Source organism: Streptomyces vietnamensis, from assembly GCF_000830005.1.
Classification (GTDB): domain Bacteria; phylum Actinomycetota; class Actinomycetes; order Streptomycetales; family Streptomycetaceae; genus Streptomyces; species Streptomyces vietnamensis.
In genome coordinates, this window is the sequence record NZ_CP010407.1 from 8386036 (window position 1) to 8412807 (window position 26772).

11 protein-coding genes and 3 pseudogenes are annotated in these 26772 nt (G+C 71.7%); 7 read left to right on the top strand and 7 right to left on the bottom strand.

What is annotated here, in order from left to right; translation table 11 throughout:
• Positions 1-4: 4 nt before the first annotated feature.
• The 4 genes and pseudogenes from SVTN_RS37265 to SVTN_RS37280 all read right to left on the bottom strand — a co-directional run bounded on the left by SVTN_RS37265 (position 5) and on the right by SVTN_RS37280 (position 13725).
• Positions 5-1690, bottom strand: coding sequence for a phytoene desaturase family protein (locus tag SVTN_RS37265; RefSeq protein WP_041133033.1), 1686 nt, complete (start codon positions 1688-1690; stop codon positions 5-7).
• Positions 1677-11003, bottom strand: coding sequence for a non-ribosomal peptide synthetase/type I polyketide synthase (locus SVTN_RS37270; protein WP_041133034.1), 9327 nt, complete (start codon positions 11001-11003; stop codon positions 1677-1679). The genes SVTN_RS37265 and SVTN_RS37270 overlap by 14 nt, the downstream gene beginning before the upstream one ends.
• Positions 11004-11131: 128 nt before the next feature.
• On the bottom strand, positions 11132-12037 hold the full coding sequence (locus SVTN_RS37275; RefSeq protein WP_041133035.1) for a sterol desaturase family protein: 906 nt from the start codon (positions 12035-12037) through the stop codon (positions 11132-11134).
• Positions 12038-12593: 556 nt separating this feature from the next.
• A pseudogene (locus tag SVTN_RS37280) lies at positions 12594-13725 on the bottom strand (IS110 family RNA-guided transposase).
• 65 nt (positions 13726-13790) lie between these two features.
• On the opposite strand from SVTN_RS37280, the pseudogene SVTN_RS37285 reads away from it, so the two are divergent.
• Positions 13791-14616: pseudogene (locus SVTN_RS37285) on the top strand (IS5 family transposase).
• 9 nt (positions 14617-14625) lie between these two features.
• Here the strand turns inward: SVTN_RS37285 and SVTN_RS37290 are convergent.
• Positions 14626-15426, bottom strand: a pseudogene (locus SVTN_RS37290) (IS110 family RNA-guided transposase); the annotation flags it as partial.
• A 46-nt stretch (positions 15427-15472) separates the two neighbouring features.
• On the opposite strand from SVTN_RS37290, the gene SVTN_RS43445 reads away from it, so the two are divergent.
• Positions 15473-16269 (top strand): IS5 family transposase gene (locus SVTN_RS43445; protein ID WP_099055258.1). Its coding sequence is split into 2 segments (ribosomal slippage): positions 15473-15806 and positions 15806-16269, totalling 798 coding nucleotides; the frame shifts between segments, so codons are not numbered across the junction.
• Positions 16270-16411: 142 nt separating this feature from the next.
• On the top strand, positions 16412-16627 hold the full coding sequence (locus SVTN_RS45905) for a hypothetical protein (protein ID WP_245727790.1): 216 nt from the start codon (positions 16412-16414) through the stop codon (positions 16625-16627).
• Here the strand turns inward: SVTN_RS45905 and SVTN_RS44490 are convergent.
• Positions 16582-17001, bottom strand: a complete 420-nt coding sequence (locus tag SVTN_RS44490; protein ID WP_041133039.1) for a hypothetical protein — start codon at positions 16999-17001, stop codon at positions 16582-16584. The two genes, SVTN_RS45905 and SVTN_RS44490, sit on opposite strands and share 46 nt — an antisense overlap.
• A 120-nt stretch (positions 17002-17121) precedes the next feature.
• Positions 17122-17325: a hypothetical protein gene (locus tag SVTN_RS37310; protein WP_159026561.1), complete on the bottom strand. Its 204-nt coding sequence runs from the start codon at positions 17323-17325 to the stop codon at positions 17122-17124.
• A gap of 321 nt (positions 17326-17646) precedes the next feature.
• On the opposite strand from SVTN_RS37310, the gene SVTN_RS37315 reads away from it, so the two are divergent.
• Genes SVTN_RS37315 through SVTN_RS41285 form a run of 4 tightly spaced genes read left to right on the top strand, consistent with a single transcriptional unit; the run spans position 17647 to position 26744 of the window.
• Positions 17647-18600: a hypothetical protein gene (locus tag SVTN_RS37315; RefSeq protein ID WP_245727791.1), complete on the top strand. Its 954-nt coding sequence runs from the start codon at positions 17647-17649 to the stop codon at positions 18598-18600.
• Between the two features lie 20 nt (positions 18601-18620).
• Entirely contained in the window at positions 18621-20663 is a 2043-nt protein-coding gene (locus SVTN_RS37320; RefSeq protein ID WP_041133042.1) for a vWA-MoxR associated conflict system protein, read from the top strand.
• Complete coding sequence (locus SVTN_RS37325; protein ID WP_041133043.1) at positions 20660-21604, top strand: AAA family ATPase; 945 nt, start codon at positions 20660-20662, stop codon at positions 21602-21604. The genes SVTN_RS37320 and SVTN_RS37325 overlap by 4 nt, the downstream gene beginning before the upstream one ends.
• Positions 21597-26744 carry an SAV_2336 N-terminal domain-related protein gene (locus SVTN_RS41285; protein WP_052499534.1) on the top strand — a complete coding sequence of 1716 codons (5148 nt, stop codon included), beginning with the start codon at positions 21597-21599 and terminating at the stop codon, positions 26742-26744. Before SVTN_RS37325 ends, SVTN_RS41285 begins: the two co-directional genes overlap by 8 nt.
• Positions 26745-26772 lie beyond the last annotated feature (28 nt).

Below are 26772 nucleotides of genomic sequence, written 5' to 3' on the forward strand. Positions count from 1 at the left end.
CTGGTCATTCGGCCACCACCGCCTTCCGGGTGTCGCCCCGCTGTTCGAGTCGTGGCAGCCGGCCCAGCTTCCCGGGATGCCACGGCCCGACACCCTCGCTCGGCCAGGCCCGGAACTCCCGGCCCAGCTCGTCGCACAGGAACTGGACCGCGTACCGGCCGCTGGTCGCGGCCCGGATCAGGCCGCCCATCCCGGTCCACTGACCGGCCATCGAGAAGCCGCTCAGCCCCGGCAGCCGCATCCGGTCCCGGTCCACCAGCGCGGTCGACACGTCGTCGGCCTCGGAGAACGCCTTCCAGGCCAGGATGCTGCCGTAGGTGTTGCCGGTGTACCGCTCCGTCGTCGCCGGTGTCGCCACGTCCACCAGCTCGATCCGCTTCTCGAGGCCCGGATGACGCTCGGCCAGAAAGCCCCGCAGGAAGTCGACGACCTCCTGCTTGCGCTCCCGGTACGCCCGCCGGTCCGCGTTCCGCAGCTCCTGCCAGGACCGGTGGTCGGTGAAGTACGTGCAGTGCAGCACCGACTTCCCGGCCGGCGCGAAGCCGTCGGCGTAGTCGGACCGCCGCTGCACCACCAGACTGTGCTGGAGGCTCCCCGGCAGCGCCGCGCCCCGCTCCGGCCCGAGGAGGTACGTGGTGCTGTGCGGCTCACCGGCGGGCAGCGGCCCGTCGATCCCGACGAACGCGGAGACCACCGCCGGGTACAGGTTGTCCGGCCGGTCCAGCAGCTCCTTGTACAGCCGCTCGGTGCGCGGGCTGCTCCACCGCCCCTCCAGCAGCCGGTCCAGCACCGTCGGCCCGTCGCAGGCGGCGATCACGTGGTCGGCGAAGTGCTCCTGCCCGTCCCGCAGGCGTACGCCGACCGCCCGCCCGTCCTCGACGAGGATCCGCTCCACCCGGGCGCGGTAGCCGATGTGCCCGCCGAGCCCCGTGTACCGTTCCTCCACCGACCGGGCCAGACCCAGCGAACCGCCCTCCGGGAAGCCCGCGTTGCCGTTGGAGGCGCAGGACATCGTGAAGAGGAAGGGGAGCAGCGGGAAGCCGGTCAGCTCCTGTAGGAACACGTTCGGGAACGCCCGGCGCAGCAGCGGGTCCTCGAAGCGGTCCGCGAACCGGCGCATGGGCGTGGCGGCGGTGCGCCAGTACAGCCGGAACGCCGGCAGGATCGCGAGCAGCGTCCGCACCTTCTCCGCCGGGGACTTCAGCGGCGGCGGCTTCAGCTCCCAGTGCGGGTCGAGCTCCGCGAAGCGCCTGAGGTCCCGGCAGAACGCCCGGATCAGGCGCGCGTCGCCGGGCGAGAGTTCCAGCAGGTGCTTCTGGAGCCGGTCCGGGTCGTTGTAGAAGGTGACGGACCGGCCGTCCTCGGCCACCACCCGGTTGAACTGGTCGAACAGGGTGATCCGCTTCCCGTCCAGCGCCCCGAGCTCGCGCCACACCTCGTTCGCCCCGGTCCCGGGTGCCGTGCCGATCAGCCAGTCGATGCAGTAGTCGAAGAGGTAGCCCTGCCGTGCCCAGGCGGTGCAGCAGCCCCCCGGCAGCACGTGCTTCTCGAAGATCCGGCTCTCCAGTCCGCTCATCTGCGCGTAGCAGCCGGCGGCCAGACCCGACATGCCCGCGCCGATGATGATCACCCGGGGCCGCCCGCCGGGAGGCCGGGCCTCCCAGTGGGGCCCGCCGTCACGCACGCCCATCCGCGGCACCTCCCGCCAGCAGCGTCCGGACCAGCTCCGCGTTCCCGTCGAGGAACGAGCCGTCGAGCATCTCGGCGTGCCGTCCGTGTCCCTCGCGCACGGTGCACCCGGCGGTGGTGACGCCGTGCCAGCCGCCGGGCTCGTCCGCCGCGAAGCGGAGCAGCTTGTCCTGGTCGGAGATCACCGCGATCGGCGCGCCGAGCACACCGAGCGAGGGGTGGGCACCGCAGTGTGCCAGGTACTCGCGGGCCTGCTCCACGGTCTCCCGGGCGACGATCTCGGAACCGGTGTGCCGTCGCAGGTGTTCCGCGAGCTCCGCCTCGAACTCGGCCAGGTGCTCCTCGCCGAGGGCGACGGCCTCGGCGATCCGGTACGAGTCCATGATCAGCACGAGGTCCACCACGCGGCCCCGCCGCTCCAGCTCCCCGGCGATCTCGAACGCGAGGTTGCCGCCGAGGGAGTAGCCGAACAGCGTGTACGGCCCGCCCGGGTGCAGCTCCTCGGCCAGATCCGCGTACCGGGCCGCCTTGTCGGGACCCGACAGGTAGTTGAACGCGGCGAAGCGGTGCTCGGGCAGCCGCGCCGCGAGCTGCCGGTACACCAGCCCGTGCCCGCCCGCGGGCGGCAGGCAGAACACCGTCGCCGCCGGGTCCGCGCCCGGGTTGAACCACAGGTACGGCTCGGCGCCGGGCAGCCGCCCGGTGACGACGTCCTCCAGGGTGCGGGCCATGCCGTGCAGGGTGCTGGTCTGGAACAGCCGCCCGACCGGCACGGACGCGTTGAACTCGGTCCGCAGGTGGTGGATCAGTTCGATCAGCTTGATCGAACTGCCGCCCGCCTCGAAGAAGTCGTCCCGTAGCCCAGGCCGCTCCAGCCCGAGCAGCGACCGCCAGTGCGCCGCCATCCGCGTCTCGTACAGCGTCACCGGCGGCTCGTACCGCTCCGGTCCCGCCTCCGCGCGCGGCTCCGGCAGCGCACCCAGATCGACCTTGCCGTTCGCGGTCAGCGGCAGCGCGGACAGCTCCGTGAAGTGCGCCGGGATCAGATACGTCGGCAACTCCTCCGCGAGGTGGCGGCGCAGCTCCCGGGCGTCGGCCACCGCGCCCGGCGCGGGCACGCAGTAGGCGCACAGCACGTTCTCGCCCGTCTCGTCCCGCTGTACCGTCACGCACACCTGCGCCAGCTCGGGTTGGGCGGCCAGCCGCGCCTCGACCTCCCCGGTCTCCACCCGGTGGCCGCGCACCTTCACCTGCCCGTCGGCCCGCCCGAGGAGGTGCAGTACCCCCTCCGCGTCCCAGTGCCCGAGGTCCCCCGTCCGGTACAGCCGTACGGGTTCGCCGCCCGGTTCGAGGGCCACGAACCGTTCGGCCGTCCGCTCCGGATCGTTCAGGTGGTGGTCGGCGACGCCGGCGCCGCCGATCCACAGCTCACCGGCCACCCCCGGCGGCACCGGTTCGCCGTGCCGGTCGAGGACGTACAGCTCGCTGTTGGGCAGCGGCCGGCCGATCGGCACCATCCGGCCCGGCTCCAGCCCCTCGGCCTGCCCCTCGTAGTAGGCGCTGTCGATGGTGGCCTCGGTCAGCCCGTACGAGTTGACCACCCGGGTGCCCGGCCCGCACAGCGCGATGAGCCTCCGGTGCTCGCCCACCCGCCAGGCGTCCGAGCCGATGATCACCAGGCGCATGAACTCCAGGCCCAGCCCCTCCCGCTCGCAGTGCGCCAGCAGCCCGCGCGCCACCGACGGCACGAACTCGCCGCAGTCCACGCCCTCCGCGCGCATGGCCCGGTAGAGCCGCGCGGTGTCGAAGAGGAGGTCCCGGTCGACGAGGACCAGCGTCCCGCCCGAGCACAGCGCCCGGACCAGGTCCCCGGTGAACACGTCGAAGGAGACGCCCGCCATCTGCAGGTGCACCCGGACGTCGGTGTCCAGCCGGTACTCCTGCTGCCAGGCGACGAACACCGAGGCCAGGTTGCGGTGGCTGACCCGCACCGCCTTGGGGCGGCCGGTGGAACCCGAGGTGTGGATCACGTAGGCCGTCTGGTCGAGGCCGACGGCCGGCTCCGGCCGCTCCTCGGTCCCCGGCCGGTCCAGCTCGTCGAGGGTGACCGGCCGTCCCGGCAGCCGGGCCGCCTCGCCCGGCCGCCCGTCGGTCAGGACCAGCGTGGCCCCGGCGTTCTCCATCAGCTCGGCCAGCCGTTCCGCCGGGTGGTCCGGGTCCAGCGGCAGGTACGCGCCCCCGGCCCGCAACACCGCGAGCAGCGCGATCACCAGCTCCGGCGACTTCGCGAGACGCACCGCCACGACCGTCCCGACGCCGACGCCGCGTTCGCGCAGAGAGGCCGCCACGCGCCGCGAGCGCTGGTCCAGCTCCCGGTAGCCGAGCCGCCGCCCGCCCGGTACGGAGACCGCGACCGCCTCGGGGAACTGCGCGGCGATCTTCCCGATCAGCTCGTGCACCGGCACGTCGTGGTCGATCCGTCGGCCGACGCCGCCGAACCCGGTGACGATCCGCTCCCGTTCGCCGGCCTCCAGCATCGGCAGCCGTGCCGCCGGACGGCCGCCCTCCGCGCGGGTCAGGCCGTCGAGGAGGGTCCGGTAGTGCACGGCCATCCGGCGCATCGTCGCCGCGTCGAACAGGTCGGTGTTGTACTTCAGCACGCAGTGGAAGCGGCCGTCGGAACGGTCCTCGTACGCGGACAGCGTGACGTCGAACTGCCCTTCTTCCTCAGGGAGTTCGATGTACTCCAGCGCGTAGCCGAATCGCTCCACGGCCACCTTGTGGGTGAGCAGGATGAACATCGCCTGGAAGACCGCCGAGCGGCTCGGGTCGTGCTGGAGGCCCAACTGCTCCACGAGCAGCACGAACGGGTACTCCTGGTTGTCGAGGCCCCCGAGGACCGTGTCCCGCACCCGGCCCAGCAGTTCGGCCACCGACGGCTCCCCGGCCAGGCTCACGTGCAGCGGCAGCGGATTGACGAAGTAGCCGTAGACGGAGGCGAACTCCTCCTCGGTGCGCCCGGTGACGGGGCTGCCGACCACGATCTCGTCCTGCCCCGACCAGCGGTGCAGCAGCAGGTAGTACGCGGTGAGCAGCACCGTGTACACGGTGACGTTGTGCTCCCGGGCCAGCGCATGCACCCGGGCGCTGAGCTCGTCGTCGAGCTGGAAGAACTCCGAGGCGCCGTTGTCGGTCTGCACCGGCGGGCGCGGCCGGTCGGTGGGCAGTTCGAGCGCCGGGACCTCCCGCGGCAGGTGCTCCCGCCAGTACTCCAGCATCCGCCGCGCCTCGGGCCCGGCCAGGAAGCGGTTCTGCCGGTTGAGGAAGTCCAGGTAGCGGGCCGGGACCGGTGCCAGCTCCGCCGGCCGGCCGGTGCGCAGCCCGTGATAGACCTCGAACAGCTCCTCGATGAAGGTGAAGGTGGAGATCGCGTCCGAGACGATGTGGTGGACGGCCTTCATCAGCACCCAGCGGTCCGGGGCCCGCCGGAACAGCCGCAGCCGCACCAGGGGGTCCCGCTCCAGGTCGTACGGCCTGCGGTACTCCGCCACCAGTCGGGAGCGGACCTCGTCCCAGGGCAGCCCGGACACATCGAGAAGACCGGTGTCGGCGAGGACCTCGGGCCGCACCCGCTGGACCGGACGCCCGTCCTCGGCGGTGATGTTGACGCGCAGGCTCGGATGCCGGGCGATCAACGTCCGGAAGGCCTCGAACAGCAGCTCCGGGTCGAGCTCCGCACGCACCTCCACCGCGCCGCCGATGTTGTACGCGAAGCCGTCCGGGTTGAGCTGCCGGAGGAACCACAGGGCCTGCTGGTTGTGGGTGAGCGGGTGGCACGCCTCGTCGGTGAAGGGCTCCACCGCCGTCTCCGTCACCGGACCCCCGGCCGCCGCGAGCTCGGTCAGCCCCGCGTGCAGCCGCTCGGTCAGCTCGCTCACCGGCCCGTTGCTGAGCAGTGCCACCACCGGCAGCGAGACGCCCAGCTCGGCGTGGACCCGGACCCGCAGCTCCATCGCGAGCAGCGAGTCCAGACCGAGCGAGCCGAGCCGGGCGTCCGCGTCGACCAGCTCCGGCCGCACCCGCAGCACACCCGCCGCGAGGGCCGCGAACCGCTCGGTCACCAGCGCCGTACGCGCTGGCTCGTCGGCGGCGCGGAACGCGTCGAGCAGACCGCCGCCCTGCCCCGCCGGGACCTCCCGGGCCGCCGCGGCGGCGAGCGCCGACACCAGCGGCGGCGGGGTGGGGTACCAGGACAGGAACACCGGCCAGTCCACCACCGTGGCCACCAGCAACTGGGCCCGGTCCTGCCCGATCACCCGCTCCAGGACCGCCATGCCCGCCTCCGGCGCCAGCGAGCTCATCCCGCGCGCGTCCCGGTAGTGGGCGACCAGTCCGAGCTCCTCGATCATGCCGGTGGCCCACGGCCCCCAGTCCAGGCTGAGCGCCGGCAGACCGAGTGCCCGGCGGTGATGGGCGAGCGCGTCCAGGAACGCGTTCCCGGCCGAGTAGTTGACCTGACCGGCCGTGGTCAGCAGCGAGGCGACCGACGCGAACAGCACGAAGTGCTCGACCGGCTCCTCGCGCAGCAGCCGGTGCAGCAGGTACCCGCCGTGCACCTTCGGCCCGTAGCCCGCGTCGAAGGCTTCGCGGTCCAACGACGGCAGCAGGACGTCCCGCACCTGCCCCGCGAGATGGAACACGCCCCGCACCGGCGGCAGACCGGCGGCCCGACGCCCGGCCAGCCAGCCCTCCATGGCCGCCGTGTCGGTCACGTCGACCGCGGCGACCAACACCTCCGCGCCGAGCGCTTCGAGCTCGCGCAGGAACGCGACCCGCCGCCCCTCGGGGCCGCCCGGATCGAGCCTCCGCCACGCGCCGCGCTCCGGCACGCCGGTGCGGCCGAGCAGGACCAGGCGCCGGGCCCCGCGCCGTACCAGGGTGCGGCAGAGCAGCCGCCCCAGCGCCCCGAACGCGCCCGTGACCAGATAGGCGCCGTCCGCGCGCAGCCGCAGCGGCAGGGGACGGGTCAGCCCCACGGGCGGACGCAGCCGGCTGAGGTGCCGCCGCCCGGACCGCAGCGCGATCTCGCACTCCCCGTCGTCCGCGGTGAGCGCGCGCAGCAGCGCCTCGGCCTCGCCGGGACCCCCGGCCGGGTCGAGATCGATCAGCTTGCCGCTGTGACCGGTCAGCTCCTGCTGCCACAGCACCCGGCCGATGCCCCAGGCGGGCGCGCCGAACGGCTCCACCGGCTCGCCCGGCACCACCGCCTGGGCGCCCCGGGTGACGATGTGCAGGCGCCCCTCCGGGCACGCCTCGGGCAGCACCTGGGCGAGTGGGACGAGCGAGTAGCCGCCGAGCGTGCCGATCCCGTCGAGGTCCGCCGCGCCGACCGTGTCCAGCGGCGGCAGATCGAGGTTCCACAGATGCACCACGGCTCCGAACCCCGACCCGAGTTCGTCGAACAGCCTGCGCAGATCGGCCGCCGAATCGGGCCGTACGGTCACGTGCCGGGCCCCGCTCCGGTAACGGCTCCCCGGGCGGACCAGTCGGCACCGCCCGCCGCGCGCCACGACTGCCTCGGCCAGCCGCGCGCCGAGCCCGCCCTCGTCGGCGAAGACCACGAGGTCGGGCGCGGGGGAGCCGCCGGGGCCGTCCCCGGTCCCCTCTGCGGTCCCGCCGTCCTCCGGCGCCTCGGCGGGCGCCTCCTCCCAAACCACCTCGGCCAGCCAGCCGTCGATGGTGCCGAGCTTCACCGAGGATGCCCCCCGGTCCACCGCCGCCGCGCGGAAGCCGCTGATCCGGCCGAGCGGCGTCCCGTCCTCGGCGTACAGGGCGAGGTCGCCGACCAGTTCCCCGGCGCTCTCTGCGGTCACCGTCGCGTGCGCCCACAGGGCCCGGTCGCCGACCGCGTCCAGCCGCAGCTCCGCGATGCCGACGGGCAGCCGGATCCCGGCGGACCGGCCGTCGTCCGGCGTCATCGCGGTGAGCACGGTCTGGAAGCAGGCGTCCAGGAGCACGGGGTGCACATGGCAGTCCGCTGCCCCGTCGCCCATGCCCGGGGTGGGCCGGATCAGCGACAGTGCCTCGCCGGGCGCCGTCCACACCTCGTCGATCGCCCGGAACGCCGGGCCGTAGTGGTAGCCGAGCGCCGCCAGCTCGCCGTAGCACGCCTCCCGGTCGAGCCGGCGCCCCGCTCGCGCCCGTACCGCGTCCGCGTCCAGCGGTTCCGCGTGCCGGCGCGGCTGCCCGGTGCGGACGACCCCGCTCGCGTGGACCGTACGGTCCGGAGCCCCGGTCCCGGAACCGGCGAGGGAGGCGATGGTGAACCCGGACTCCTCCGGCGCGAAGGCCAGCTGGACGGTCGTCGCCTCGCCGTCGGGCAGGAACAGGGCCCGGGAGAACTCGACGTCGGCCAGGGTGGCCGTGTCGCCGCCGGTCAGCGCCCGGACCGCCTGCGCGGCCATCTCCAGGTACCCGGCGGCCGGGAAGACCGTGCTGTCCTCGATCCGGTGGTCGGCCAGGTACGCCAGCCGCTCGGTGTCCAGGCGGCTCTCCCAGGTCGGCTGCAGCGCGGAGGTCCGCCGGCCGAGCAGCGGGTGGTCCAGCCGGCCGAGCCGGATCTGCTCCACCGGCGCGGGCTCCACCCAGTACCGCTCCCGCTGCCACGGATAGCCCGGCAGCGGCACCGGCCGCCCCACGGGCTGGAGCACCGACCAGTCCACGTCGACACCCAGCGTGTACAGCTCCGCGAGGGAGCGGGCGAACCGATCGGGCTCGTCCTCCCGGCGCCGGATCGACGGCAGCGTCACCCCCTCGACGGCCCGGCCCTCCAGGCACTCCCGGATCGAGTGGCCGAGCACCGGGTGCGGACCGATCTCCAGGAACAGCGTGTACCCGTCGTCGACGAGCCGGTCGACCGCGGCACGGAACCGGACGGGCCGCCGGACGTTCTCCCACCAGTACGCGGCGTCCAGCTCCGGCCCCAGCGCACGCCCCTCGCGGGCGGTGAGGTACAGCGGGAGACCGGCGGCGCGCGGCGCGATCCCGGCCAGCGCCTCGTGCAGCTCGGCCTCGATCGGGTCCATCCGCACGCTGTGATAGGGCACTTCGACGTCGAGGAACCGGGCGAAGACCTGCTCCCGCTCCAGCCGCCCGGCGAGCTCCCCGAGGGTGTCCCGGTCCCCGGACAGCGTCACCGACGCCGGGCTGTTCACGGCGGCGACCGACACCCGGTCCCGGTACGGGCGGACCAGCCGCTCGGCCTCCTCCTCGGACAGGTTCGCCGCCAGCATCGCGCCGGTGCCCGCGAGCCGGTGCTGGAGGGCGCTGCGCGCCAGCGCGATCCGGACGGCGTCCTCCAGGCCGTACACCCCGGCCAGGTGGAAGGCCGCGATCTCGCCGGTGCTGTGCCCGACGACGGCGTCCGGCCGCACCCCGTGGTGCTCCCACAGCGCCGCGAGCCCCGCCTGGACGGCGAAGTTGGCGGGCTGGGCGAGCCAGGTCTCGGTCATCCGGGACTCCGCCTCGGGCCGGGTCAGCTCGTCGAGCAGCGACCAGCCCGCCTGGCGCCGGACCTCCCCGTCGCAGCGCTCGACCGCCTCCCGGAACACGGGCTCGGAGTCGAGGAGCTCGCGCCCCATGCCCCACCACTGCGGCCCCATGCCGGTGAACACCCACACCAGCCGCCGCGCCCCGGCGTCCCGGAGGCGGCTCCGCACGGCCCGGGGGTGCTGCTCCCCGCGCTCGCAGGCGGCCAGCACCTCGTCGAGGGAGCCGGGCGGGTCGAGGGGGGAGTGGACGACGGCGAGGCGCTCCTCGAAGTGCTGGCGGCGGTGGGCCAGGGTGTGCCCGACGTCCGCGAGGGACGCTCCGGCGGCGAGTTCGCGGCGGACGCCCGCGGCCAGTTCGGCCGGACCAGACACGTGCCGGGCGCTCAGCGGGAGGACCGAGCGGGCGGGCGTCCGGGCCGTCGCGTGCGGCTCCTCCGGCGGGCGGGGCGGCGCCTCCTCCAGCAGGACGTGGGCGTTGGTGCCGCCGAAGCCGAAGGAGTTGACGCCCGCCCGCGCGGGTCCCTCGTGCTCCGGCCAGTCGACCGGTGCGGTCGGGATCTCGAAGGGCAGCGCGGCGAAGTCGATGGCGGGGTTGGGCTGCTCGAGGTTCAGGTGCGGTGGGATGCGGCGGTGCCGGAGGGCCAGCGCCGTCTTGATCAGGCCCGCGACGCCGGCGGCGGCCTCCGTGTGCCCGATGTTGGTCTTGACCGAGCCGACGTAGCACCGCGCGCCGGGCGCCCGGCCCTGCGCCAGTACCCGGCCCAGCGCCCGCGCTTCGATCGGGTCGCCGACGGGGGTGGAGGTGCCGTGCGCCTCGACGTACTGGAGGCTGCCCGGTGACACTCCCGCCTCGGCGCAGACCCGCTCGATGAGCGTGGCCTGGGCGTCGGCGCTGGGCACGGTGATGCCGTTGGTCCGTCCGTCCTGGTTCACCCCGCTGCCGATCACCACGGCGTGCACCGGGTCGCCGTCGCGCAGCGCGTCCGAGAGGCGCTTGAGCGCCACGACGCCGACGCCCTCGGCCCGTACGTAACCGTCGGCGGAGGCGTCGAAGGCGCGGGAGCGTCCGTCCGGGGAGAGGAAGCCGCCCTTGGTCTCGGCGATGGTGTACTGCGGCGCGAGGTGCAGCAGGGTGCCTCCGGCCAGGGCGAGTTCGCTCTCGCCGCGCCGCAGGCTCTGGCAGGCCAGGTGGACCGCGACCAGGGAGGAGCTGCACGCCGTGTCGATCGAGACGCTGGGGCCGCGGAAGTCGAGGCAGTGCGAGATGCGGTTCGAGACCATCGTCATCATCGTGCCGGTCGCGGTGTGCGCGGCCAGCGTCTCGAAGCCGAGGTCGGCGAACTGCAGGATCTTGTAGTCCAGGGTGAAGGCGCCGATGAAGACGCCGACGTCCCGCCCGGCCAGTTCGGCGGGCAGCTGCCCGCCGTCCTCCAGCGCCTCCCAGGACACCTCCAGGAGCTTGCGCTGCTGCGGGTCCATGTGCTCGGCCTCGCGCGGACTGATCCCGAAGAAGTGGGGGTCGAACTCGTCGAAGCCGTCGATGTAGCCGCCCCGCCCGCCGGTCAGCCGGCCCGGCTTGGCCCGGTCGCGGCTGCCGAGGGTCGTGGTGTCGTACCGGTCCGCCGGGGTGGGGACGAGACAGTCCCGGCCTTCGATCAGATTGCGCCAGAAGGACCGGTGGTCACCCGCGTGTCCGGGGAGCCGGCAGCCGATGCCGATGATGGCGATCTTGTCGCGGTGGGCGGAGCTGGGTGAGTCCGTCATGGTCCAATCCGGTAGGGACGACGCCTCGGTACGGGCCGGGCGGGGCGTGTGGGGGCACGACGCCGGTACGGCGCGGTACGGGGCGGGGAGGTGCGCGGTACCGAGCGGGTGCGCGCGGTACGGGGGGACTACGCGGTGCGGGGCGGACGGCGCACGGGGTGGAGCAGGCTGGCGAGGATCGAGCCGGTCTCCGGGAACGTGGCGGGGTCCTTGACGCCGACGATCGCCGGGCGGCGGTCCGGTCGCCAGGTGAAGCTGCCGAAGAGGCGGTCCCAGACCGAGAGGTCCACGCCGAAGTGACCGGCCTCGGCCAGGTCGGCGCTGTGGTGCAGCCGGTGTTGCTCGGGAGTGGCCAGGACGTGGTGGAGCGGACCGAGCCGGACGTCCACGTTCGCATGCACGAAATAACCCTGCACAAGGGTGAAGAGCGCCACCGCGAAAAGGCAGTCGGTGGAGAATCCGAGAAATCCCAGTGTCAATTGGACAGCGCCTTGCTTGAAGGCGACATCCAGTAGGTGGTTGACGCCGTTGTTGGCGACGTTCACTTTTCCCGGGACGTGATGGATTCCGTGTACCTTCCACAGCCACCGATTGGAATGCGCCCAGCGGTGGGCGAGGTAGCCGGCCAGTGAGGAGGCGAGCAGGGCGAGGGGCACCTCGGCCCCGAGAGGGAGCCCCGGCCCCGTGACGGGGGTCGCGGCCAGAACGGCCGTGACGACCGACTTGCCGAACACGGCGCCGGCCATGGTGAACCCGAAATACGCTGTGTACCAGCACAGTTCCGGGCCGCTCGGGTGCCAGTCGGTCCGGTGCGGGATCAGCCGCTCCAGTGCCGCGAGATAGACGATGGTGCCGATCAGGAAGAACTGGACGGCCCGGCCGCGGTCCCAGCCGAAGTGCAGGACCGAGGTGAAGAGCCAGACTGCGGACAGGAGCAGAATCGGGTACGCGGCATAGCGGAGGCACTCGCGGGCGGACGCGCCGATGGTCCACGAATTCGCCGGCGGCGACCCCTTATCGGGTCGATCTTCCATGCGGAGAATCTCCATCACATCCGAATGGGGAGTTTGCAGAGTAGCAGCGGACGTGAGGGGCCGTGAATGAGTGGACGGCGTTTTTTGGACAGCGCGGAAAGGGGGCGCGCGAGGGGTATTTATAAGAAGAAGTTCTTTTCGTTCTCCGGTGTTCGTGGGGCGGGCTGGAGGGCGCGGGGCGCCGGTGCTCGGAAGCAACGATTCCGCACTCGTGCGGGCGACGCCGGCCGTGTCGGTCGCCACCCGCCCGGAGAGCGGTTGCCGTGGGTCCCGGGCCCGGCGGATATGCCCGAAACCATCGCCCCGTGCCGCCACGCCATCCGCTGATCCGCTCATCCTCCCGCGCCGGGCTCACGGGGGGTGCCCCTATGTCTTTGGTCAAGGTGGTCGGGTCGGTGTCTGGTGGGTCCGGCAGTGTGGCTGTCGTGAGTGATGACGTGTCTGTTCGGGGGCGGCTGGTGAGGCCATGCGTTCGTGCGACTTCTGTGGTCACCCGGTCGTGATTGAGCTCGATCGACGAGCGTGACTGCCTGGTGTGTGGCGAGGGTGCTGAGGTTCAGCCCGAAGTAGCCGACCGGGGTTCGTGGAAGGTTCCGTCGCGGAGCATCACGAAGAGGACGTCGGCCCGGCGCCTGGCGAGGCAGAGCAGGGCTTCGGTGTGGTGTTTGCCTTGGATGATCTTCTTGTCGTAGTAGGTGCGGGAGGCCGGGTTGGCCAGGGCGGCGAACGCGGAGAGGAAGAAGGCCCGTTTGAGCTGCTTGTTTCCTCTCCGGGGCGGTTGTTCGCCGCGGATCGACGAGCCCGAGCTCCGGGTCGCCGGGGCCAGGCCGGCATAGGCGGCGAGGTGGGCGGCGGACGGGAAACTGGATCCGTCGCCGACGTCGATGAGGATCCGGGTTCCGGTCCTGACGCCGATCCCCGGCATGGACGTCAGGACCGTGGAAAGAGGGTGTGCCTCCAGCAGTTCCTCGATCCTCGCGGCCAGCAGTTTCCGCTGGTCAAGCACTGCCTGGAGCGAGTCGGCAAGACGGGGAACGATCAGTGCGGCTGCGTCCGTGCCCGGGACGACGACGGTCTGCTCGTCCGGCGCGGTGAAGATGTCCTCGACCAGCCGCTCGGCCATCCGCGGCGCCTTCGGACGTATCAGCGTCACCAGCCGACGGCGTCCGGGCTTGCGGATCTGGGCCGGAGAACCGAACTGATCGAGGAGCTTGAGCACAGCCGGGTGCTGATCCTCGTTGCCTCGCCGGCCAGGTCGTCATCGAAGCCAACGATCATCTCCAGCTCGGCGATGGTCTCGTCTTCGAGGTCGACCCAGCGGAGCGTGTGCGGCATGACGCGGGCCGCGTCCGCGATGACGAACGCACCGCAGGCGTCGGTCTTGGCTTCACCTGGGTAGAGGTCCGCGATCCGCCGCATCGTCAGTCCAGGCAGACAGGCGACCGGGCAGCTTATGTCCCGGGCCACCGCCAGCGGCAGGGCTCCGATCGAGGCCGGCTGGTCGACCACCACGAGCACCGTTCCGTGCTTGGCCTGCAGCTTGCCGAAGACCGCGCGGAGCTTCGGTTCGCTGTTGGGCAGCCGTTTGTCGAACGCCTTCTTCCCGGCCGGGGGACGGCGGTAGCGTGGTGTTCGCCCTTCCTGACGTCCAGGCCGAGGAAAGCTCCGATCTCATTGAGCCCTTTCATCCTGGGCTGTGGGGTGAACCGTGTTGGTCAAGAGCGGTGACGTGGCGAAGCCCCTCGTCGTTGGTGTGGTGATCTCACTCAACACGCCGACGGCCGGGGGCTTCGTTGGCTCCGTATCCTTCCACGCTCGATGTCCCGCACGAGCTGGTCGAGCATGTTTCGTGGCTCATCTACGCCCGAAGGTGTGAACAAGGCACCCGTTGGCGGAAGTTGAACTGCTTCCGGCAGGCCCTGCTCGCGCTCGCCCATCTACGGAAGAACGACACGCTCGCCCAGCTCGGCGCAGGGTTCGGCATCTCCGAAGCGACAGCCTGGCGCTACGTCGACGAGACGGTCGACGTCCTCGCCGCCTGGGCGCCCGGCCTGCGCGAGGCCCTGGCCGGTCGCGGCGAGGACAACTTCGTGATCCTGGACGGCACCCTCATCCCCACCGACCGCATCGCCGCGGACGAGCCGTACTACTCCCAGAAACACAAGAAGCACGGCATGAACGTGCAGGTCATTGCCGCACCCGACGGCACACCCCTGTGGTTCTCGCGGGCCCTGCCCGGACGCACTCACGACCTGACCGCGGCCCGCGCCCACGGCGTGATCGAGAGCTGCCCGACCAGGCAGATCCTCGTCCTGGCCGACCGCGCCTACCAGGGCGCCGGCGCCACCGTCCGAACCCCCTACTACCGCCACCACGAACTGCCCGAGCGCTACCAGCAGTACAACCGGGACCACGCCCGCCTGCGCGCCCCGGGCGAACGCGCCTTCGCACAGCTGAAAACGTGGCGCCTACTTCGCCGAGCCCGATGCTCGACCAACCGCATCGGACGCATCATCGCCGCCGTTCACACCCTCCTGACCTGCGAATACAGAGGATGGAAGAGGCTCAGTGATTCCTAATGCCGTCTGTCAAACTGCGAGGGCGGCCGGCGGCGTGAGCTCATAGCACCGTCCGTCGCGGAGAAGGGCCCAGAGGACGTTGACCCGGCGGCGGGCGAGGGCAAGGACGGCTTGGGTGTGACGCTTGCCTTCTGCGCGTTTGCGATCCTAGAACCGGCGTGACTCGTCGCTCCGCCGGATGCTGAACAGCGCGGAGGTGTAGAGGACGCGCTGGAGCCTTCGGTTGTAGCGCTGCGGGCGCCGCAGGTTGCCGCTGATCTTTCCGGAGTCACGCGGGACCGGTGCGACGCCGCCGGAGCCAGCGAGGCGGTCGGGGGTCCCGAAAACGGACATGTCGCCGCCGGTAGCGGCCAGGAACTCGGCTCCGAGGATGACGCCGAGGCCGGGCATGCTGGTGATCACATCGAAGTGGCGGTGGTCGCGAAACCGGGTCTCGATGAGCTTGTCCAGTTCGGCGATCTGCTCGTTGAGGGTCATCACCTCCTTCGCCAGGGTGTGCACCATCTGGGCGGTCAGCGTCTCCCCGGGCAGGCTGGTCTGCTGGCGCTCGGCCGCTTCGACCGCGGCCTCGGCGAGCTGGTCGGCGCGCAGGACCTTGCGGTTGCGCAGCCAGGTCTCCAGACGCCTGGCGCCGAGCCGGCGGATGGCCGCGGGGGTCTGGTAGCCGGACAGCAGGATCAGCGGACCCTTGTTGGTGAGGTCCAGGGCCCGCTCCAGATCGGGAAAAATCCCAGTCAGCTGGGCCCTCAGCCGGTTGACGGTGCGGGTGCGGTCGGCGACCAGGTCTACGCGCCGACCGGTGAGAATCTTAGAGGTCGTCTCATTTGGCCTGCTGAGTAGTCTGCGCCGTGTGGTGATGGTCGAACATTTGGTGCCGGACAAGCTGTGGGAGCTGTTCCAGCGGGTGGTCCCGCCCGCTCCGGCACGACCGCAGGGCGGCGGCCGACGCCGGTACGGAGACCGCGAAGTGCTGGCCGCGATCGTCTTCGTGGCCACAGCAGGCTGCACCTGGCGGCAGCTGCCGCCGGTCTTCGGTCCGTCGGGGCCGACCGCACACCGGCGCTTCACCGAGTGGAGTACCGCCCGGGTCTGGGCCAAGCTGCACCGCGTCATCCTCGATGAACTGGGCTCGCGCGGCAGCTTGGACTGGTCGCGCTGCGCGATCGACTCGGTGAACATGCGGGCCCTGAAAGGGGGGAGCTGACAGGCCCGAATCCTGTCGACCGGGGCAAGAAAGGCTCGAAGATCCACTTGATCACCGAGCGGACCGGTCTGCCCATCTCCGTCGGGATCTCCGGCGCGAACCTTCACGACAGCCAGGCGCTTGAGCCGCTGGTCCGCGGCATTCCGCCGATCCGGTCCCGTCGCGGCCCGCGACGCCGGCGGCCCGCCAAACTCCACTCGGACAAGGGATACGACCACGACCACCTGCGCCGTTGGCTCCGCTCGCGCGGCATCCGTCACCGCATCGCCCGCAGAGGCGTCGAGTCCTCCACGCGGCTGGGCCGGCACCGCTGGACGATCGAGCGCACGATGTCATGGCTGGGCGGCTGCCGCCGCCTGCACCGCCGCTACGAGCGCAAGGCCGAACACTTCCTGGCCTTCACCGCCATCGCCTGCACCCTCATCTGCTACCGCCGCCTGAAGTCGTGACCATCGCACCAGGGGCTGCGGCAACATGGTGCAGGTGAGCGCATCATCTGAGCAGGTTCAGAACGCAGCCCGTCTCTGGCACGAACACCGTCATGCACCTTTCCCCGCCAGTCTGCGCGGTGCCGAGTTCGGGGATACAGACATGGTGCTGCTCGACGCGGATACCGCCGGCTGCGTTCTTACGTGGCTGAACAACGGCGGCGCTCTCGACCCGAAGCGCACCCGCATCCTGCAGAGCTGCATCGAGGACCTGGACCGAGTCATCCCTCAGATCACCGAACCCGCAGGAACCCAGTACTACGAGCGCCTGCGTCAGCTCGCCCTACTCGCATCAAGGGCTCTCTCCAGCACCGAATGAGACGACCTCTTATGGAGCACCTGGCCGAGGGCGAAGACGACTGACCACAGGGGCTGCGCCGTCACTCCGAGCTGGCGAGGCTCGAAGTCTGCTCGGCAGCAGGCCATGGAGATGGCTGAAGACCAGGCGACAACCACGTCGGGGTAGCCGTTGATCCAGTCTCTTGGGGGCGGGGTACGCGGTTCAGCCAGGCCGTGGCACCACTGCGAGATGATGTTGTCGCCGAGCGCGAGATCCGTCATCGCGGTGCGCGGCTTGAGGGCATGCTGAAGGATGCGGGCACGGTTAACGGACCAGGTGGAGCCGATTGAGGCGCCTTCGTGGGCGATCCAGTTCCGGGCCTGCCTTGCCTTGTGCAGGGTGTCCATGTCCATGGTCCGGCCCATGGCGTGTGCGGCCAGGCTGTGCAGGGTGCCGCCCAGCGGCTTGTCGGCGGGGACTGAGGCGGACGGCCTCTTCGTAGGCCATGGCCGGGGCGGCTTGATGGGCAGCGATCAGGTTGCCGACTCCTCCAAGGGCTCGAATGCGTCCTTGATGGCGGCATACTCGCGTACCAGCTCGTGCTTGTCGACGATGGCCTCCAGCGCGGAGATTCGGATCCTCCACTGTTCGATGTCTGCCTTGGAGCACTGGTACTTCATCCCGCGGACCTGTTCGAGGGTGGGGTTGCTGGCAAGGTTCGCCTTCACGAGCCGCATGGCATCGCCGCGCACGAGGTGCGAGACCCCAAGGTTGTCTTCCTCTCCACTGGCCGCACGGCAACGGGAAGCAGTTCTCTTACGATGTCGGCAGGTTCATGCATGGCGGAGACATCCTGGACGGCCCTTGTCGACCCGCTGCGACGACATCTGTGGCCCGTACGTTTGTGTCTGACCGGCCGTTCGCCTCAGGGGCGTGCCCCCGCGGGCGGGGAAATGGCCGATTCGCATCCGGTGCCCGCGCGTCGTGGCTTAGGGTGCGGCTGAACGACGGTGTGCGGGTTTTCGGGGGCATGGGTGAGTGGTTCGGTTACTCCTCAGTTGGTTTTCGTTCACGGGATTGGTGGGCTGCGGGACACGGAGCAGCAGCGCCGCGAGTGGCTCGAAGCCCTGGCCGACGGAGCGCGCGGGGCCGGACACTCCGATGTGATCTCCGGGCTGACGCGGGGATGGCTGGCGGAAACCCGTTTCGCCAACTACAGCGATCTGTTCACGGACGCCGAGGCGCAGGGGGGATCGGCCGGGGTGTCCGACGACCCTGAGGGCATCGCCTTCCTGGAGGACTTCGTCGCCGCACTGGTCGACGAACTCGGCCACCAGGCTCGGGAACAGGGCGACAGGAGGGCATCAGCGATCGTCGAGGACGCCCGGGCCCAGTTGCCGGGTGTGGACGACGAGCAGGAGCAGGGCCTCGGAGAGCCCGTCCGCGTCCTCGGCCGGGCGCTGACGTCGCTGCTGCAGATCCCCGGGCTGCGGGGAAGCGCCCAGTGGGCCAGCGGCCTGCCCTTGCTGGGGCACCTCTCCCAGGTCGGCCGCTATCTCAGCAGGCGCCGTGCCGCGGATGGCGGGCTGGCCCTGGACGCCCGCATCAGGCAACGTGTCCTTCAGGGGACGGACCCTGAACGTCCACTGATCGTGGTGGCCCACTCCCTGGGCACGGTGGTCGCCTTCGAGGCACTGCGCGGCTACGAAGGCCAGGTCCCGCTGCTGATGACGCTCGGCTCGCCCCTGGCCACGGCGGCGGCCGTCCTGCACCGCCTGGTGCCCCAGCCGCCCCGCACTCCCGCACGGGTCGAGCGGTGGCTGAACTTCTGGGACCGCGACGACGTCGTGGTGGGCCGCCCCCGCATCGAGAAGTGGATGCTGCCCAACGCCGATGGCGTCCTGCCGGTGACGGAACGGGTGGACTCCGACGGCCTGTGGGTCCACACGGCCACCAAGTACCTGCGCCAGTCCGACGTCGCGGGCCCGTTGGTCGAAGCCCTGAAGAGGTGACGGGAGCACGACGCCGGCACGTGCTGGTCATAGCGGCGCAGTGCGCCTCCATGCCCACCCTGTCCCGGTTGGAGGAAGCCGCCCGGGACCTGCACGCCGTCCTGACGGACGCGTCGCTCGGGGAGTGCGTTACCAGGACCGGTGAGTACAGCTCCCTCGTGGTGAGTGACTCCCTCGAACCCGAGGACGTCCACAGGGCCGTACGGGAAGCGGTGCGCCGGGCCCGGGAGGACAAAGCAGTCCTCGTCCTGGCACTGCTCGGACACGGTTTCACCACACCGCAGCAGACCGACCTGTACTTCATGGTCGCCGGCTCCAGTACCGGCAGTCCCCTCTCCGCGGTGGACGTCGGTCAACTGCTTGCCGTGGCTGTCGACGAGTCGGGCGTCGAGGGTGTGATCGCCCTGATCGACACCTGCTACTCGGCGGGCGGGATGCCGGACGCGGGCCGGATCGCGGGCGGGGTCCGGTCCGGTCAGACCCGGCTGTCCGTGCTCACGGCGGCCGCCGCCGACCAGCCGGCCCGCGGCATGCGTCTGACCCGTGCCCTCGTCGCCATCCTCCGGGAGGGCCTGACCGGGGCGGGGGCCAAGGTGCGCGTCGACGCCCTGCTGACCAGTGGGCTGCGCGAGCGCATCGCCGGCCAGGTGGTCGGCCGGTTCGAGTACGACAACGACCCCTTCGCGCAGGAAGACCTGTGGCTGGCCCGCAACGTGTGCTTCGCCACCGGCACCACGGGCGGCGTCATCGGGAAGGTGGGACGCCAGGCCCTTGAGCAGGCCGTGACCATGTGGCAGGCCGGCAAGAGCCTGCCCACGCCCCTGACCCGCTCGGTGCTGGAAGATCTGTACGCCTTCGTCCGACAGCCGGAAGCGGCGGGCACGGGCGACCGGAACTGGCACGACAGGGTCACCCAGCTGGTCGCCGCCCTCCTCGTCTGCGCCCGCATCGTCCCCCTCCTCGACAACACGCTCGCCTCGGTGATGTCCACCGATCTACTGAGGGAGGCGCGCCGGCTGTCCGGGCTGCCGCCCGAAGCCGAGGGGTCCGAACTCCTGCGCGACCTGGTCGAGTACGCGGCCGTACGGGCACCGCGCGGGGGCGAGCACCCCTTGAAGGCGCCCACGCGGTTCGTCGGCGCCCTCGCCCACCTGTCCGGATCGGGCACCGTGGTCGAAGAACTGCGGAAGTGGGCTGTGGACCACGGAGTGATCGCCGAGTTCAACGACGCCGTGACCGGGTTCGAGAGGAAACGACGGCAGGACGGGCTCAGGCTCGTGGTCAGCCTCGCCGGCGCGCTGACCGACTGGCCCGAAGAGGTGGACGCCTGGCTGGTCGGCACGGGCGAGAGGCTGCCACCGTACGAGCGCTTCCCGTGCGGCACCGCGGACCGCACCGGCACGGGCCGGGCGATCGGAGCGGCCCTGACCTGGGCGCGCTCTCTCCTGACCGCCCCACAGCGACTGGAGAACGTGGACGTGGCCGCCCCCGCCCACCTGCTCGCCTCCTGGCGGCCCGAGGAGACCCCGATCGACCGCCGGTGGCTCGGCGTCCACCACGACGTCGTCGTCCGGTGGAGCGGCCGCATGGACCCGGACGAGGAGAACTCCGAGATGAACGACGCGGCCCGCAAGGCGCTGAGCCGGATGACGGACTGCTCTGCCGCGCCGGTGGAATGGATCGACTCGTCCGTCCTGGGAGACCGGCAGACTCTCGAACAGGAGCTCATGACCGGCAGGTACGACACCGTCGTCGGGCTCGACCACCACCCGGACGACCTGCAGGACACCCTCGAACAACTGCTGCCGTACGCGCCGATCATCCTCTGGCCGGGCCACAACGACACGCCGGACCGGAACTGGTTGCGACTGCTGGTGCGCCGGCACTGGCGCGGGCTTCCCCGGGACCTCGCCCCCGCCTACCGGGAACGGTGGGCCAAGGAGCACGCCGGATGCGTGATGTGCCTCGGCGATGTCCGCGCGGTCTGGCACGACGAGGCCTGGCTGGAGTTCTGCCGACCCTTCGAACAGCGTGTCGTGACCGGCCCCGAGGAGGAGCTGTGACCTGGAAGCCCTACTACAGAGGTGACGGCGAGCGGCGGGTCACCCCGCTGGCCGACCCGCCGCCGTGGCGATCGTTCCCGCGCACACCGCAGCACCGCCAGTACCAGCCGCCCCACGGCCTCGTCGACGCCGTCAATGCGGCGGTCCACCTGCGCCGGCCGCTGCTGGTCAGCGGCCCCGCAGGCTCCGGGAAGTCCACCGTGATCGAGCAGGTGGCGCACGAGCTGGACCTCGGACCGGTGCTGCGCTGGCACATCACCTCGCGCAGCACCCTGACCGAAGCCCTGTACCGCTATGACGCGCTGGGCCGCATCCACGCCCAGAGCCTGCGCACGGCGGCGGCGCGCGGCGCGCGCAACGGCCGGAGCCGGGACGACATCGCCCCCTTCCTGCAACTCGGCCCCCTCGGCACCGCGCTTCTGCCCTCCGAGCGGCCTCGCGCCCTGCTCGTCGACGAGATCGACAAGAGCGACCTGGACCTGCCCAGCGACCTCCTGGAGGTCCTGGAGCGCGGAGAGTACGAGATCCCCGAACTCGTCCGTTACCGGCGCTCCCGCGTCATGGTCCGGCAGTGGGACAGCGACGAGGAACACCTCGTCGAGGACGGCCGCGTGCAGTGCACCCAGTTCCCGTTCATCCTCCTGACCAGCAACGGCGAGCGGGACTTCTCACCCGCCTTCCTGCGCCGGTGCGTCCGCTACACGATGCCGCCGCTCACCGCCGAACTGCTGCACGGCATCGTCCGGGCCCACTTCGACGATGTGCCGGACGGCGGAGAGGACCTCGTCGAGGGGTTCGCCGCACGCGTCATGGCGGGCGAACACCTGGCCATCGACCAACTGCTCAACGCGGTGGCCCTGCTCACCGGCGACCAGGCCCCACAAGGCGCCCAGCACGAGGAACTGCGCGCACTGATCCTGCGTGAACTCTCCCGTGTCTGAGGCCCTGGACCGTCTCCTGCAGGCGTGGGCCAATGTCCCGCTGCCTTCCGGAGCGGAGGCCACCGTCCTCGCCGACGCACTGTGGCTCGCCGCCTCCGGCACACCCGCCGAAGGCGCGCCGAAGGTCCACGACGGGCTCTCCGACGAGACGACCGCCGACCCGGAGCCCGGCGAGGCGCCTCCGGTCGGCGGCGGAGCACCACCTGACGGAGAGGCCCCCGTCCACCGCACGGAGAGCAGGGAACTGTCCGTGCGCGGCGCTGGAGCGGACACCACCGTCCGCGGCGTTCCGATGTCCCTGGGGCGGGCCGACCCGCTGCCCGACGCCCTCGCCGTCGGCCGCGCGATCCAGCCGTTCCGCAGGCCGTGGCCGCGTGGTGGACGCGACCGCCTCGACGTTGAGGCGACTGTGGAGCACTACGCGCGCGGCGGTCCGCTGGTGCCGTTGTTCCACCCGGCCCCCGAACCCTGGTTCGAAGTGGTGCTCCTCGTCGACTCCTCCCTGTCCATGAGCGTGTGGGAAGAGACCACCCGCGCCCTGACCCGACTCCTGACCGCCCTGGGAGGCTTCCGCACGGTGCACACCTGGCACCTCGCATGGGAGCAGGGTGCGCCGGTGGTGCGCGACCACCACGGCCACGAGGTGCCCGGCGGGCGCGTTCCCCACCATGGAGGCGGCACCCGGGGAAGGCGCATGGTCCTGATGGTCTCCGACTGCGCCGCCCGCGGTTGGCACACCCCCGCCCCCTGGCTGCTCCTGAGGGAATGGGGCGAGCGCGTCCCGGTGGCCCTGCTGGACCCGCTGCCCCCGCGCCTATGGCGCCGCTCCGCCCTCAACCTGCCCGCCGTACGCGTCACCGCAGGCCGGGCCGGCGCCCGGAACGGCGCCCTCCGCTACACCCTGCCGCCCCGGCTGAGGCCGCCCGCCAACGGCGCGAACCCGGCCGGACCATGGACCGCCCTGCCCGTGGTGTCCTGCACCCCGCGCTCCCTGGGCGCTTGGGCGAGCACCCTCATGCGTGCCGACCCCCGGGGCTGCGACGCCGTCCTCATCCCCGCCACCGGCCGCCCCTCCACGGCACGGGACGGCGCACCCCCTCCCCGACGGCCCGACCCCGCGCGGCTGGCCGAGGCGTTCACCCGCACGGCGCCCACTCCCGCCGTGCGACTCGCCGTCCTGTGCGCCGGCCTTCCCGAGCTGCCCCTGCCACTGCTGCACGTCCTGCGTGACCAGGCGGTGCCCGAGGCCCGGTACGCGGACCTCGCCGAGCTGCTCACCAGCGGACTGTTCGCGGTACGGCGCGATCCTGGCGGCGACCCCGTACTCGCCCTGCGCGCCGAAGCACGGGAACACCTCGGCACCCATCTGACGACTCACGACATGTGGCTCACCAAGGCCGCTCTCAGCCACCACGCGGCCGCCCACCCGTACGCCCCCCAGGGCATCACCGCCGTCCTCCACGACGCGCTGGCGGACACGGAGATCCCGGCGGAACCCCGGGCGTTCGCGGAGAAGAACGTCCTGGTACGGCAAGCCGGAACGGCGACACGGGAAGCGCGGGACGACGACGCCCGAGGCATGCCGCCGGAGGCACACCGGCCGGGCACGACACCGCGCGAGGACACGCCGGCGGACGTGACCGAAGACCGGGCCGAAGACCCGACCGACGCGTACGCGGTGCTGCGGCAACTGCGGCGCTTCCTTGAGCACAGCTCCTGGGACCGGGGCACGCAGCATGCCGAACTCCTCCTGTGGCGCCTGACCAGCTACCTGATCTCCCGGCTTCCGGCCCCCTGGGGCGGCTGGCCCGGACAGGACACGTGCTTCGACGACCTGCGCGCGACGAAGGGCTCCCTCACCGGTGCCGACGTGCTCGACGACCTCGTGAACCGCTTCTCTCCGGAGGACGTCACCTTCGAGAAGCCGGTCCAGGGCGCGCGCGACACCGGGCACGACCTGGTCTGGAAGACTCCCGGCGGTATCCTCTCCGTCGATCTGAAGACCCAGGCGGACTTCTCCTGGGCACAGGTGACGGATGCCGTGCGGTCCGGGACCATCCCCCCCTCGGCATCCGGCCCCCCGGTCGAGTTCCTGCTCGTCCTCGACGAGTCGGACAAACCCGAAGGCCTCCACGACCCGGCCTCCTGCGTGAGGTTGATCCGGAGAGGGACCAGCGGACAGGAAGCGGTCGTCGTCCTCCGCCTCCAGACCCGGTACGGAAGGACGCCCCAGGACAGCCGGGCCACGCTGACCGATCATCTGGTCCTACTGCACCAACTGGCGGGCTTCCAGGCGTTCGAGGAACTGGCGAGGGAGGCCGCCGAGGCGTCGCCCCCGATCCCGCTCGATCCCGGGACGCTGAGCGACTGGTTCCTCGGACACGCCGTCCCCGCCGACGAACGGGCCTTCGACTGGCTGACGCGCCTCCTCGTCCGACGAGCGGGGCTGACCGATGACGCCGAGTGGTCGCCCTACCGGCTCGCGGCGCTCCGCCACCACGCCCTGGGGGAGGAGCGCAGGGCGAAGGGCCGAAGGTCGGAGAGCCTCGGACGCCCGATCACCGAATTCACTGGAAGCACGCCCGAACCGCACATCAGACGTCCCCCCGACCTACAACTGCGCGCTGCCGTAGAGGGCTTCGCCACCGGTACGGGCGGACTGGTCCTGCTCATCGGCGCGCCCGGATCGGGCCGGACCGATGCGAGCCTGGAAGCATTGCGCCTGCTCCCGGACGGTTACCGGGTGTGGGAGCCTCCCAGCCCTGCCGCGCTGGCCGCCGAGCTCGACGGGCCCTCCTCGATCGGTCCACACACGGTGGTCCGGCTGGAGGACGCGGCACGCCACCTCCTGGACGAATCGGACGGAGGCCTCGGCGAACGGATCTCCGCCGCTCTGCGGGCACGGCTCCGGAGGACCGACCGGGATCCGGTGCTGGTGCTGGGCCTGCTGACACCGGAGGTCTGGAACCTCCTGATGACGCCCCCGCCGGCCGGCGCCCCGGACCCCCACGCGCAGGCCCGTGCCCTGTGCCGGGAGGCCCTGAGCATCCAGACGCCCCGGACACCGGGAGAGGACCGGATCAGCCGGTACCTCTCCGAGCCGGCCCCCTCCCGGGCGCTCCTGGACGCCGCGATCGACGCCCGGCGCTGCGGGCACGGCCCGCGACTTCCCCTCACCCTGCTGAGAGCGGCGGCCCCCCACTACCTGCCCGCACCCGAACAGCACAGCTCCGACATCTGGTTGGCGTCCGCCCTCGACTCGCTCTGCGCCGACGTGCCCACCGGCGCGGCTCTGCTGTCCCCCGTACGCCCCCCGGCGCACGAGACGGAGACATGGGGGGAGCACTGGCTCCCCGAGCACTACCTCCTCTCCGACGAGCTGGAACGGTACGGAAGCTGGGTCCGGGACGGCATCGAGCCGCCCGAAGGTCTGTGGGACGCACTGGCCGCGCACGCCTCCCGGCATGATCTGGAAGCCGTAGCCCGCGCCGCGCGGGAGCGGGGGGACACGGCGCGCGCGGAACGCTTCCACACCCTTTCCCAACCCACCCCACGGCCTGAGGAGACGCTCACCCCGCACGACATCGCCGCCCCCGCCCTGCGTAAACTGCTGCGGAGCACCGACCTGAGCGACGCGCAGGCGGGAGCCACCGTGGACCGGGCACTGGAGTGGCTGCGTGTCGACCCCCTCGCGGAGGAAGCCCAGTTCGTCCTCAACGGCCTCCTCTCCCGTACCGGCCTGTCCCGCCAGGTGAAGTCCGAAGCGGTACGGTACGCGCTGGACTGGCTGGACGCGCACGGGGCTGCACGGGCCGCGGAGTTCGTCCTCGGCCCGCTGCTGGCGGTCACCGGACTGCCCGGGGAACAGGCGGGCCCCACCGTGCACCACGCCCTGGACTGGCTCGGCATCCATGGACAGGGCGATTCGGCGCAGTTCGTGCTGCGCCCCCTGCTGTTGCGCGGGGACCTGCCGGAAGAACAGGCCCGGGCGGCGGAGGGGCACGCGCTGGGCTGGCTGGAAGGACGCGAGACCGACATCCAGAGCCAGTTCGCCCTCAGCGCCGTGCTGCGCAAGACGGACCTGGACCGAACCGCCCGGAACGCGTTCCTGCGGATCGGGTTCGACTGGCTGCGGGCGGTCGACGGGCACACCGCGGCCAAGTTCGTGCTCCGCCCCCTGTTGCAGCGCTCCGACCTCGCGCCCGAAGAGGTCCGGACCGGCACGGCGTTCGCCCTGGCGTGGCTGAGGGAGCACGGCGCCGCCCGTGACGCCCAGTTCGTCCTGAGCGCACTGCTCCACCGCGGCGACCTCACCCCCGCGGAAGCGGACGCCGCCGTGGGTTACGCGCTGGCCTGGCTCCGCCCCCGGACGACCGACCGGGCCGCCCGGTTCGTCCTCTCCCCGTTGCTTGCACGCACCGACCTGAGCCATGAAGCGAAGGCCGAGGCGGTGGCACTGGGGACGGCATGGAGCCTCGGCCGCGTGGGCAGGGGCGAGTCGGACCACGGAGTGAAGGCACTGGTCGACCGTGTCACGCACCAGAAGGACACGCCCGGTCGACTGATCCTGATCATGGAGATCGTCGGCTATGCCGGGCGAACGACTCGGGAGCAGGAACACGCGCAGCGTGCGTTGCACGATCTCGCCTCCCGCGTGCTGCCGTACGAGGATGCCGCACTCCGGGAGAGTTGGAGCACGGGGGACGGGATGGTCGTTCTCTTCCCTGTGCGCATGCAGCGTGGGTACCTCGTGCCCCGCTTGCTCATGCGCCTGGAGAGCGCGCTAAATGAACACGACAACTTTGGGTCGCTGAGGCTGCGCATCGCCCTGCATCACGGCACCGTCGAACGTAAGGGGGCGGGATGGTTCGGCCCGGGGCTGGTGACGGCGGCCCGACTGGTGGAGTCGGCGCCGCTGCGCGCGACGTTGAAGGCGGGGAGCCGTGCGCCAGTGGCCGTGGCGATCTCCGACGCCCTCTTCTCGCGTGCTTTTGCCACCGACGCCAATCCTGCTAGTACCTTCCGCGTCGTCTTTGTTGGAACTAAGGAGGGCGCGGAGAAAGCGTGGATCTCCGTGGCTGGGTACCCGGAGCCCCCGGGCATCGACGCATGGACCCGGCCACCTGGGAGGCGCCAGTGAGTCGCATCCTCCCGTCGCTACCGCGCCT